This is a genomic window from Haladaptatus sp. R4 (assembly GCF_001625445.1).
In the GTDB taxonomy this organism is placed as follows: Archaea; Halobacteriota; Halobacteria; order Halobacteriales; family Haladaptataceae; genus Haladaptatus.
Genome location: NZ_LWHG01000033.1, coordinates 96,810 through 109,245, shown reverse-complemented (window position 1 = coordinate 109,245; position 12,436 = coordinate 96,810). Strand labels below are relative to the sequence as shown.

Genomic DNA, 12,436 nt, shown 5'->3' with positions numbered 1-12,436 from the left:
TCCCCCGTCCGTTTCATTAGAGAGGATGAGATATTCGTTGCCGTGGCACTGTCTAGGCAAAGAACGAACAGTTCTTGGAGACAGATGTTAGGGCTGCCCAAGAACCGTTCACTGTCTCTCTGGATTCGAATCCGCTTGAATGCTGGGACGACGAGAGCACCGCGAGTGCCCTGAGAGCGCTCGCGGTGCGACTTCACTCGACAGGAATCTCGCTTCGTGAGACGGCCGCCGCGCTCGAGCAGTTCGGTGTGGTCCGGTCACATCAAGCGGTGTGGCAGTGGGTTCACTGCACTGTGGAGGCCACCCCAGACCCTCTGACGGCTTCGCCGTCGCGGGTCGCGGTCGACGAAACAGCGGTGAAAATAGGTACCAAGCAGCACTGGCTGTACGCCGCGATCGATATTGAGACGAAACTGCTGCTCGGTGCGGTCGTTTCAGAGCTGCAGGGAACGGAACCCAGCCGCCGCGTTTCTCGGCCAGCTGGCCAAGAAACACGACTTCTCTGAGACGACGTTTCTCGTCGACGGGATGGGACATTTGACCGCGCGAGCGCGGTGCGATCTGCGTGGTCACCTCGACTACGTCGATCGGAATCTGATCGAAAAGTGGTTCCAGACGCTCACCATTCGAATCGACCGATTTCATCAGACGTAGATGGGCGCCCGAGCAGCGCTGTGCGCTGGCTCGCCGCCTTCGTCTACTACTATAATTTCCAGCGACCGAATCAAGCGCTTGACAACCGCACGCCTGTCGAGGAGGTGCAGAATCGTTGACTAGACAGTGCCGTGCCGGTCTATACAACGTTTTGGGGAACGTATGGGAATGGTGCCATGATTGATTTAGCGTAGACTATCACACAACAAATATGCCCACCGATTCGGAGAATCCGACGGAGAGGGAGAAGTGCGTCACATGAGGCGGATGGTTCCTCTGTTACCGATCGTGTGCAACCGCTACTGGGCCACAGCCCGTTCGAAGAATTCTCCAGTTAGCACTACGGGCAGCATCGACTTCTGCTGTGTCTCGGAATTGTTCATTTCTGATAGTTAGGCATTTTCTGATGCGACGTCGCACCATATTCGTGATTGACTGTATCAGATCTGGCTGGTGAGACGTTCTTACCGTCGATACTGAGAGGAACGGTACATATTTATGGTCTGTCTGTGAAATGTTAACTCATGTTTCGTGAGGCTCTGAAGCAAGGCGTACCGACAGCTGATTTGGCAAACAAGAGCGGTGTCTACCGATGACTGACAACTCCTCGGACACCGCTGATCGGTCAGAAACGACGGCAGCACCATCAACGAGCGAGGATAACCGGCCGAATGTCGTCCTCGCCCTTGTCGACGACCTGGGATACAGCGACCTCGGCTGTTACGGGGGCGAGATATCGACACCTAACGTCGACGACATTGCCGAGAGTGGTGTACAGTTTCGCGACTTCTACGTCCAGCCACGCTGTTCGCCGACGCGAGCATCGATCATGACCGGTCACACGAACCATCGTCTGGGTTTCGACGTACTGACTGGGGACGGCGAACTGCGGCAGAATCACGTTTTCCTACCGGAACTACTCGGCAAGGAGGGGTACCGAACGTACCACTCGGGAAAGTGGCACCTGGGTTCGACGGCAAACTTCGGCGAATCGGACGCCCCCCGGGACCGCGGGTCCGCGGCTTCGATCACTCGTTCCGATTTACTGGGTATGCCGAGTCGCCGTGGGACCCCGATACCTGCTTGCTCTCCCACTCCTCAGACACCTACCGACTCCTATCGGACGCCGTCGAAGAACGCTCCTACCAGCACGACCCGAAATCGACCGAGTACGAACAGGGAGAAACGTTCTATCAGACTGACGCCATCACGGACTATGCAATCGACTTCCTCGAATACGACCGCTCTCAGGACGAAAGCGAGGGGCGACAGCCGTTCTTCCTGTACCTCGCCTACGGCGCACCACACTTCCCATTGGCAGCCCCGCAGTCGCTGATCGAAGAGTATGTCGAGACCTACGAGGCGGGGTGGGACGTGATTCGAGAGGACCGTCTTCAGCGGATGATCGAGCGTGGCGTTGTTCCCGACGACATCGTTTTACCCCCGCGAAGTGACGTACCCGCTCGCGAGGACTGGGATACTCATCAGGTGAGAGCGTGGGACTCTCTCTCGGCAGAGCGTCAGACTGATCTGGCACGGCGCATGGCTGTGTTCGCAGCAATGGTCGAGATGATCGATCGGAACGTCGGTCGCATACTCGACGACCTGGTTGAGCACGGTCAGCGGGAGAACACAATTGTACTCTTCATGTCCGACAACGGGGCGTGCTACGAGTGGCACGAGTTCGGTCACGGAGCCGATGACGGGCCGCGTTCGGACGAGTCGCTCGCGGACATGGGAACGGCCGCTGCCGACCAGGGCCTCAAGTACGGCGCTGGCTGGTCCACCGCTGGAAGCACGCCGTATCGACTCTACAAGCACTTCGGCCACGAGGGCGGAGTCAGGTCGCCGCTTGTCGTCGACTGGTCAGGTCTCGCCGACGATCTACGGGACGGGATCGTCAAGAGCGTCGGCAGTTCCAGAGACTTCGTGCCGACGTTCTTGGATCTGCTTGACATCGACCTCCCAGACTCGTGGACGGCAGCCAATGGGAATTCCTACCAAGTGGCGGACCTTGACGAGACTAGCGAAAGTCTGGCAGATCTGTTGACCGAGGGCGAGCCATCCGGTGACCGTGACATCGCCTGGGAACACGAGGGCAACGCCGCCTATCGAAACGGGCCGTGGAAGCTCGTTGGGAAGAACTTCGGGGGCACCGACGGCGTTCCCGCCCATCAGTGGGAACTGTACGACCTCTCAACCGACCCCACCGAGACGACCGATCTCGCTGGCGACTGTCTGGAGCGAGTACGTGACCTCGCCGAGCGGTGGCTGGATTGGGCCGAACGCAACGACGTGCCGGTCTCCGACGAAATCGAAATTCCGGCAGTGTCCGAGTAGGTCGGTTCTCTCTCGCTGTCATATTCGTGGTGGACAGTGTACCTCCATCCCGTATTGCTCATTTGTACCACCGAACGAGATCGAAGACCACTTTGTAGGGTCGTGTAAAGACGTTAGTAAGAGCGGAAAATATCTAAGCTAATCTCGCTTGCTCAAAGAGCTGTCGTCGTCGAGCCAGGTCCACAGTTAGAAGACGGTGCCGGAGGCACCGCAGACTGGATAATCGTGGCGATTCACAGCCCCACGAGTATCTGGAGCAGATGTATCGAACGGTTACTGGACGTGTTCCACGAGATGCACGGCATTGTCGCCAAACCCGTAGAACTGGTTGAACTGCCCAATTTTACCACTTTGATTACGCGCAAGCGGAACCTCTATATGAGAATCTGGTGCCTCTTTCGTCAAAAATTGCTTGCAGAAATATCATATTCGTAATTAAGTACCGCGAATTCGGTAGGTATGGCGTCGTAAACAACGTATAATGATGTGTTTGCTAACAACGTTTGAACCACGTTTTTCGCGCTCCGACACAAATATGGCGACGATCTTTCTTGTGAACCTGGTTTGGTCAGCTCCGAGAACTGGTTCTGAAATACGTCGTTAGAAGCTTTGAAACCAGCGTCAACCACTCATGACTTTGATATCTTGTCTCTAAACAAGACGAAAAACGCTTGTGTCACAATCCTGTCTGACGCCACGACGGCGACAGAGCACCGAGTGGTCGCGATTTATGCGTTCACTGTCGTCTCAGAACCATTACTCGGTAAAGCTCCACCACCTCTTTTCATGAAGGTTGGTATCCACCAATCTCACTCTCCGAAACCATTAAGGTGTAATCTCGTAACTGGTTCTTCGATAGATGACACATCCAAACATCCTCTGGATATGTACTGATCAACAACGCTTCGACACGCTCGGCTGCTACGGTAACGAATTTGTTGACACGCCAAACATCGACCAGTTGTCAAATGATGGCGTCCGGTTCGACCGCTGTTACTGTCAGAGCCCTGTTTGTACACCGAGCCGTGCAAGTTTCTTGACTGGAAGATATCCTCGTACGAACGGGGTCCGACAGAATGGCCAATCAATCCCTACTGAGGAGACGCTGGTCACTGCGCAGTTGGCAGACAACGGATACACGTGCGGGTTGTCCGGCAAGCTCCATATCTCGAACTGCAACCCGGAAAAAGAGGAAGAACGACCAATGATGGAACGGCGAATCGACGACGGTTACGCCCAGTTCCACTGGTCGCACGACACTCAACGACACTGGCCGACCAACGAGTACTACCAGTGGCTTGCCAGCCGAAACGTCGAGTTCGAGCGGACGCCTGTTCGGGACTCTGAGTATGTGACCACGTCAGTCCCGGCACAACATCACCAGACGACGTGGTGCACCGAGAAAGGCGTCGAGTTCGTCGAGGCGAACGAGGACTTTGACGAGCCCTGGCTGTTCTCGGTCAACATGTTCGATCCCCACCATCCGTTCGATCCGCCACAGGAATACCTCGAACGTTACCTCGATCGGCTCGACGAGATACCGCTACCAAATTACGAATCGGGCGAACTGGACGACAAACCGGTCTTCCAGCGCCAAGACCACCGCCATGCATACAATACGCCCGGTCTATTCCCATTTCCGGAGATGGACGACAATGACCATCGTCTGCTCCGGGCGGCGTACTGGGCAATGTGCGACCTGATTGACGACCAAGTTGGCCAACTACTCGACGCACTGGAACGAACGGACCAGCGCGAGGACACTATCGTGATCTTCACCTCCGATCACGGGGAACTACTCGGCGACCACGGTATCTACCTCAAGGGACCTTACTTTTACGAGCCGTCCGTCCGGGTTCCGCTGATCATCTCCTGGCCGACGGAGCTTCCAACTGGCATCGAGACCAACGCGTTGGTCGAACTGTCCGACCTCGCGCCCACGCTGCTTGAAGCCGCTGGCGAGGAGCCGCATCCGGGCATGCAAGCAGAATCACTCTGGCCACGACTCTACGGCGACGAACCACTTGAACGGCACCGTGAGTCGGTTCTCAGTGAGCTGCATATCGACGAACGGAGAGCTTCGCTGTCCCTCGACGCTGACGACGAACTCGAGAACGAAGCTATCGCGCAAGCGACGATGCTGAGGACCGACCGGTACAAACTCGTCCATGTTCGGGGAGACGGCGTCGGCGAACTCTATGATCTCACTGAGGACCCCGTCGAACGGAACAACCGATGGAACGACCCGGCTTACGCCGACGTCAAACGGGAGCTGCTCAATCGGCTAGTTAACCGACTCTCCGGCGCGGTCGATCCGTTGCCCCAGAGGAAAGCACCCTGGTGAGGATGATTGCCGACTGGGGTCTGCAGCACCGGGGTATACTCCTGACTCGGTGGTGTTACGACGACACCAACTCGCGGATTTCGGTTTTTGATCGGACGCTGTAGATAGATGAATTGGCTTTCTCCTCCCAGATGAAGATGCCAAGGCGATCAGCGAGTTCGAGAAATGTGGGATGAGCCGGCCTAATGTGTTTCCGGAGGTGGTTAAAATCGAGATCTTTCGAAGTTCTCATCTCCCGTTCGAACGTCACTACGTCATGCAGGAGGAAGTAGGTCTCCGGGTAAAACGCCTGATCTCGTGCCCCTCGCATCATGAACACGCTGGAAAATGGGGGTGTCTCATTCAGTGGCTGCGTCGACAACACATCGGAAGCCGATGTTTCCGGTTGAGCTGTCGGGCGTGTTTTTCGATCTAGCGGCAACTCGATAACGGTTACACCAAGACCGATGACAGAGATACGATCCGCCACGCATCACGCGCTCGTCGCCCTTATCGGGACCAGTTGGGTTGTCATGATCGTATGCATCTATTGTATGGTATTTAGCGCTGAACCAGTCGGCGCACCACTCCCATACGTTGCCGGAAACATTGTAAAGACCATGTCCGTTGGGTTCAAACTCGTTCACAGGTGCGGTCTTGTGGTACCCGTCCTCGGCGAGATTACGTTCGGGAAACTCTCCCTGCCAGATGTTACACCGGTGTTTACCGTCTGGCTTCAGTTCGTCACCCCATGGGTAGCACTTATCCTTGAGACCGCCACGAGCGGCATACTCCCATTCGGCCTCCGTGGGGAGACGCTTGCCAGCCCAGTCGGCGTAGGCCGCGGCGTCCTGCCAAGAAACATGCGTCACTGGGTGTTTCAGCAAATCATCCTCTATCACGTTGGACCCAGGGCCGTACGGTCGAAACCAGAGTGCCCCCTCAACGGCGACCCACCATGGAGTATCGTTGACGTTCTGAAGTACGTAAGCGTGCGCCTTGTCCGTGAGGAAGTCCTGGAAAACGAACGACCAACCATATCTCTCTGCGTCCGTTGTGTATCCTGTTTCCCGGACGAACTTCAGGAACTGCACGTTTGTCACGGCATACTTGTCGATGTAGAACGGATCCACGATCACATCGCGAGCAGGTCCTTCCCCGTCGGCTGAGAATCCAATGTCTGAATCCGTCCCCATGGTAAATGTTCCACCGTTTAATCTGGTCATCCTCGCCGTACGATTGTCCTTCGTTGTCGCTGGATTTGTCGTTGAACGATGAATGGTGGCGGAGTCTATACACTCCTCCACAGGCGGTGGAGCGTTCTCGCCCCGAGAGGCAGCACAGCACGCCGGATCGTCATCAGTCATACCACTAATCTCTTCATTCCCAGCCTAAATGTTACGATGTGAAAGCCGATGACATCAGATAGAGAGAGAGAGAGTTTCGGAGTGAAGAAAACGGAGCATAGGTTCGACTAACGGTGTGTCTGGTGTCGGTGCGACTACAATCACAAGAGAGTCATTGCCTGTGCTACTACCATCGAAGCCTGCGAAACTCGGTGCGGTCTTGATCCTCAGAAATAGTCGCTAGGTGACCGAGAAGATTACTTCCCGAACGTCCTTTTGACGAGACCCGTACCGGATCAACTCTTGAACTTATCGCAATTTGACGTTGCGTTGGCCATCCCATTTTTATGCGCGTTTGGCACGAAGATTGACCTCTCGTTATTGGTTGTTCCCTCGTTAATTACACTCAGTCGATCTCCCAAATCTTATCCACATGAATAAAATCGTCAATATTGTTTGTTCGCTCAACTGTCGCTGCTTAAAACTCCCCAAATGACCAATATTTAAATAATAATTCAAGATCTTGAGTATGCACGCCATAAAATCGAATATAATCTATGAAATAACAACGACGAATGCTTAGCTTTCTGCGGCAATCATGTCATCCATACCTCATCAATAATTAGTGATCCATTCCTATCACAATAATTCCATTAAAGATCAGTCCATTCAAAAAGACGACAATAATTGTTGCAGATTATGATATCCCAAAAGATTAATTATCTTACCAAGTGCTCATGAGATATGGAAATCCAGTCAGTCGAGGCGATACCACTTGAATATAACTTGGGGACTGGGAATGGCTTTGGAGGAAGTCGTGGAATCACGAACAAGAGAACGGCTACCCTGGTAAAACTGACTGGAGACGATGGTACAGTCGGTTGGGGTGAAGCCTTCGCCCCGCCACAAACTGTTGCAACGCTCATTGAAGAACTGTTTGCTAAAACGCTTGTCGGGCGATCTCCGTGGGATGCCGACGGTCTAGCTGACGAAGCATACTCTGGTGATCTCGGTGGTTATCACTTTGCGCGCGGAGGAATTTTTCAAGCAGCACTGACAGGCGTTGAAGTAGCAATGTGGGACTTGCTCGGGAAAGAGCTAAGAAAACCAGTGTGTGACATCTTAGGTGGTGAATCAAAAAATATTGTGACACCATATGCATCCACGATGTACTTCACAGAGTGGGATCAAGATCCAGCAATATCTGTTGATCGTGCATATGAAGAGGGATTTACAGCGGCCAAAATTAAGCTTGGGAGTGGCATCAGTGCCGATGTGCATCGTGTGCAGACTGCACGTGAGACTTTCGGTGAAGAGGCGCACATTATGGTTGACTACAATGGGAACTATACCCCGAAACAAGCGATTAAGTCGATCAATGCTATAGAAAAATATGGGATTACCTGGGTTGAAGAACCAGTCCCTCCGGAAAATACAGCTGGCTACCATGAAATTAATCAAAATACTTCTATTCCGTTAGCTGCTGGAGAGGCTCATTTTGGCCGCTTCGAGTTTACTAATTTAATCCGAGAAAATGTAATTGATATTGTCCAGCCAAATCTTGGGCGCTGTGGTGGATTCTCGGAGGCACGTTACATTGCTCGCGTAGCTACAACCGAAAATGTCGCCGTCCGGCCACACGTTTGGAACAGTGCTGTTGGAACTGCTGCGGCGTTACAGTTCCTCGCGACGGTCCCATCATATCCTCACACCAGTACCATCTCACCAGAGGTGCGCCTGTTCGAGTTTGATCGTAGTGAGAATCCGCTACGTGACGATCTCCTCGTTAATCCGATAGACCCAACCGGTGGGACAATCGCTGTTCCTAATGGACCTGGACTTGGAATCGAAATCGACGAGCAAGCTCTTGCCCAATACCGGATTGACTGAATCGTTTCTCAGCTAATTTCATAGTTGTGTGCTGTATAAAATGGATTCATAAATTCTCAGAATCCACAATCAGATTGATAATTCTTCGGGGAGTTTCGGCATCCTAAGTAGTAGGATCTGGCGCATCAATGTCGGATTTGATCCGTTAACAGCGTTGTAAGCATAAGACATGAATGCTATCTTCCCATTACTTATATGCCATCTAATATATTTTATGATGTATTGAGAGATGACGAACTGTTTTTCATCTTGTGGAACTTCCTCGATTGACTGGTCCCATCGGGCATGCGCGATCGTTCCATTGCTTGCTGAAGAGCTTGATATTGCGGTCTATCTGTATCAACTGGCCGAGCAGGATAGACCAACCCTGTTGAGGAAGCCGAATCACAAGCCGAATGTCGGTCAGTAGAAAAGTGTTACTGTCATAATGGCCTAATGAAATGGTCAAAGAAATCTGCTTCGAATGATCTTGAAATTGATTTCGTGCGGTTACGCTTAGAACTTGAATATCTCCATCTACTCCTTTGTAAATTGGTTCAAAATGCATCTATTGCTAAACTCGTTTCTTGCTGGGAAAAATCTCACCTTTTCTCACCAGATCTTTTCCTCAGATCTCTCGATAGTTTGTCGGCAGAACCGTCACCAACTAAATGATGGAACCAGCACAGTGGATTTCTGATACCTAATTAGTAATGCAGTGTAGCTTATACCGTTACAATCATATCGATGTAAACTGCTGTATATGCCGATCGAATATTATCTTTTGCTATTACAAACCTATCTATGTAATGCCACGAATATATCGGTTGATTACTGGTGGAATCGCTAGCAAACGGAGGATATGACCAGGCACTCGTTTCTTGTGGAGAAACAAATTGGTTTTGTGCTGGTCGATTAAAACCCCATCAATCCAAACTAAAAATAATTATAATATCTTATGAGTGGTTATGAATGACCTGTTATAACTGCTATTCACGATTAGGGGAGTGTAGAAGTAATCCAGTTAACCAGGAAAATCGATGTGATTTCCTCCATCACATACGATTATCACTTGTCGCCCAGACAATGAGTGTGAGACGAACACAATCTTCTTGTATGTAGATGAATATCACAAGACAAGGATGAAATCGGATAAATTTAGGGTTCACGTCGGAACAGACGCCGAATCCATTTACCCTCTGGAGGTTCGACATGGTTACCGTTGATGACTCCTCTAGAGCTACAGCGAAGGGAAATATCTCGTGGCAAGAACGGTTTCTGAATCTCGTCTCTCCGTATCTCCCGGTTATGATGATTGGATTGTCAATCCTGATCGTCTTCGCACTGTTTAATCTATTTATTATTTTCATACTTCCATTGACTAACCCGAGTGGGGTAGTTGCACTTCTTTCCATCGTGGCCGACTTCCTTGGTATCCTCTTCTTGGCTCCCCTCATCTACGTCTGCCGACGCCACAAAAAACGTAACCTGAGGGGGTGATGTAGACGATAAACGATCGCTCATATGTTTGATTTGACAGTTTAATATCCTATCTGGTCTGTTCAAATACTTTTCTCGATCAACTGTGAGAGCAAGATATGGCAGGATTCGATCCCCTTCGGAGAAGAAGAGCACACCATCTAGGATGGGGAGGAAGATCATTGCTACCTCAGGTACGCGTGGAAAGTGAAGCGATTGCAAGATGTGTGGGAGTCTGCCGTGACTTCACCTATCTGGTTGAGTAGTATCTCCATGATGGGACCATCATGGTGATGCTTTCTATTGCGTCAGCGACGGCGACTGCCCCTCATTAAGAGTTCTATCTATCCATGCAGGACTTAGCTACAACCCGTGAGACAACTCAAGGAGACCAAATTTCCATTGGAGTATACCTGGATACTTTTCGCGAAAAGTCACGTTTCTCTGTGTACGTCTATTAATTTGATCTATGATCTCTATTCTAACGACAAATATCTTCTATTATTTCTCTAATTTTCAATTTTCTGATTTTCACGATTATCCAGAAATGATAAGTAGGTGGGGGTGAGTAATGTTACTACATGCCATTAAGCAAAGGCAATAGCAGAGACAGATCTGACAACATTCCCCGTCGTAGAGTTCTACAAGGCTGTGCTGGTGTAGGAATGGCTGCATTAGCTGGGTGTTCCGGGGGAGATGGGAATAATACGAAGGGTAACAGTAGTGGTGGTGGGTCGAACGATGATACGTTCGATACGTTCACGTGGACAATTCCGACGAACGCACAGTTCAACCCTTACGCCTCGAAGAACTGGGATGATAAGATCCGAAATCTTATCTTCGACCCACTCGCCCAGTATAACCACAAAACGGGAAAATATAAGGGATACATAGTCTCTGACTGGTCAATTGATGGAAGTACGCTGACGCTGAAGATTCGAGACGGATACACTTGGCATAATGGCGACCCAGTAACGGCCGACGACCTCATAACGCAATTCCAGATTGAGAAGTTCTTCGAGAACCCGATCTGGGATTACTTCAACAGCGTCGAAGCAACCGACGATCACACGGTAAAAGCAAAAGTCAAAAAAGTCAGTCCGAAAATCATTTACGCTGAATTGTTCAACCAGTCCCGATACGTTCAAGCACCAAAAAGTCGGTTTGGTAAATGGCTCAAAAAGCTCCAAAACGGAGGTGATAGCGCTCTTCAGAACTTCCTCAAATACACACCGAATGACCCGCTTGGAAATGGTCCAATGAAGATCTCAGATAAGAACCAGCAGCGCTACCTTCTTGAGTGGCACGACGATTATCCACTCGCAGACAAGCCGAACTTTTCGAACTGGCAGGTCAACGTCGAGCAGAGCAACCAAGCGAAGTGGGCAGCAATCAAGGGAGGTGAATGTGACGCACTCGAAACATACATGCCTGAATCTGTCCTTAAGACGCTCCCAAAGGCTGTCAAAATGCAGACGATCCCGGATTACGGGGGCGCCTGTCTCGCACTCAACCATGATCACAAACATCTCGGGAGAACAGCCGTTCGTAAGGCAATTGCTTACGTGCTCCCGCGACCACAAGTTTCCAAGACTATCTATGGCCCGGTCGGTACTCCAGTAAAGTACATCACTGGGGTGACCGCCAAAACAAACCAAAGTGTGCTCGGAGATTCGATTGATCAGTTTGAGCGGTACGAACAAAGTACAGACAAAGCTGCGAAGGTTCTGCAGAATGCTGGCTACACAAAAAATAGTGGTACATGGAAGAAAGATGGTAGCCCGCTTGGTTTTACGATATCCGTTAGTAGTGCTACCTCAAATCACGTCTCGGGCTATAAGGCTGCGGCAAGTATTCTGAGTGATTTCGGGATGAACGCCAAGGTTGAAACCGTGAGCGACTCGGCGTATTGGGGAGATATTTATCCAAACTCGAAGTTCGACGCCGCGCAAAACTACTGGGGTGCACGGGTCCCTTACAATTCCGAGCGACCAGAGTTTGTCGGCGGGGAGGGATCAACTGCAGAGGCGATTAACATTCCGGACGAGTTTAAGGTTCCCAGCAAGTTTGGTGATCCCGACAGCAAAAAGGAATCAGTTACGCCTGCAAAACTACTTTCCTCACTCAAGACAGCCCAGAACGACTCTGAGATCAAGTCGAGAACGAAGAAAATTGCGTGGGTATTCAATCAGACACTACCGCAGCTCACAATCGTCGAGAAGAAGAGGCAGATCTTCTACACCACTGACGACTGGAAGTATCCAGCAAAGAACTCCGCGGCGATGCATCAAGGGTCCTATAACTTAATCCCGATGCTGTTGCGAAGTGGTGACATTCAGGCAAAAAAGTAACCAATAGTCCCTCAATAGTTGATGGTTCTCCCAGTGCTGTTGCAGGCACGATAGGGAGTCCAGTTTACGGTCTC

At 51.1% G+C, this 12,436-nt stretch carries 6 protein-coding genes and 3 pseudogenes; 8 read left to right on the top strand and 1 reads right to left on the bottom strand.

Features of this window, described 5'->3' with window-relative positions; translation table 11 throughout:
• The first annotated feature begins 119 nt into the window (after positions 1 to 119).
• The 5 genes and pseudogenes from A4G99_RS24865 (at position 120) to A4G99_RS23100 (ending at position 5,338) form a co-directional block, all read left to right on the top strand.
• A pseudogene (locus A4G99_RS24865) lies at positions 120 to 773 on the top strand (IS6 family transposase).
• A 473-nt stretch (positions 774 to 1,246) separates the two neighbouring features.
• Positions 1,247 to 1,585: pseudogene (locus A4G99_RS30105) on the top strand (sulfatase-like hydrolase/transferase); the annotation flags it as partial.
• Positions 1,586 to 1,611: 26 nt separating this feature from the next.
• A complete protein-coding gene (locus A4G99_RS23105) occupies positions 1,612 to 2,994 on the top strand; it encodes a sulfatase-like hydrolase/transferase (RefSeq protein WP_066148645.1) in 1,383 nt (460 codons plus the stop codon).
• A 129-nt stretch (positions 2,995 to 3,123) separates the two neighbouring features.
• Positions 3,124 to 3,629, top strand: a pseudogene (locus tag A4G99_RS24855) (hypothetical protein).
• A gap of 224 nt (positions 3,630 to 3,853) precedes the next feature.
• Positions 3,854 to 5,338, top strand: a complete 1,485-nt coding sequence (locus A4G99_RS23100; protein WP_066148643.1) for a sulfatase — start codon at positions 3,854 to 3,856, stop codon at positions 5,336 to 5,338.
• Positions 5,339 to 5,676: 338 nt separating this feature from the next.
• On the opposite strand, the gene A4G99_RS23090 is transcribed toward A4G99_RS23100, so the two are convergent.
• Entirely contained in the window at positions 5,677 to 6,684 is a 1,008-nt protein-coding gene (locus A4G99_RS23090; RefSeq protein WP_066148639.1) for a formylglycine-generating enzyme family protein, read from the bottom strand.
• A gap of 723 nt (positions 6,685 to 7,407) precedes the next feature.
• On the opposite strand from A4G99_RS23090, the gene A4G99_RS23085 reads away from it, so the two are divergent.
• From A4G99_RS23085 to A4G99_RS23075, 3 genes are all read left to right on the top strand, one after another.
• Positions 7,408 to 8,553: a mandelate racemase/muconate lactonizing enzyme family protein gene (locus tag A4G99_RS23085; protein WP_066148637.1), complete on the top strand. Its 1,146-nt coding sequence runs from the start codon at positions 7,408 to 7,410 to the stop codon at positions 8,551 to 8,553.
• A gap of 1,191 nt (positions 8,554 to 9,744) precedes the next feature.
• The gene (locus A4G99_RS23080) at positions 9,745 to 10,032 is read left to right on the top strand and encodes a hypothetical protein (protein WP_066148636.1); all 288 of its coding nucleotides are present in this window, start codon (positions 9,745 to 9,747) and stop codon (positions 10,030 to 10,032) included.
• A gap of 644 nt (positions 10,033 to 10,676) precedes the next feature.
• Positions 10,677 to 12,362 carry an ABC transporter substrate-binding protein gene (locus A4G99_RS23075; RefSeq protein ID WP_066148635.1) on the top strand — a complete coding sequence of 562 codons (1,686 nt, stop codon included), beginning with the start codon at positions 10,677 to 10,679 and terminating at the stop codon, positions 12,360 to 12,362.
• Positions 12,363 to 12,436 lie beyond the last annotated feature (74 nt).

Coding starts and splice junctions, on each gene's coding strand:
- A4G99_RS23080 (WP_066148636.1), top strand. CDS start 9,745: ATGGTTACCGTTGATGACTCCTCTAGAGCTACAGCGAAGGGAAATATC.
- A4G99_RS23100 (WP_066148643.1), top strand. CDS start 3,854: ATGACACATCCAAACATCCTCTGGATATGTACTGATCAACAACGCTTC.
- A4G99_RS23075 (WP_066148635.1), top strand. CDS start 10,677: ATGGCTGCATTAGCTGGGTGTTCCGGGGGAGATGGGAATAATACGAAG.
- A4G99_RS23090 (WP_066148639.1), bottom strand. CDS start 6,684: ATGACTGATGACGATCCGGCGTGCTGTGCTGCCTCTCGGGGCGAGAAC.
- A4G99_RS23085 (WP_066148637.1), top strand. CDS start 7,408: ATGGAAATCCAGTCAGTCGAGGCGATACCACTTGAATATAACTTGGGG.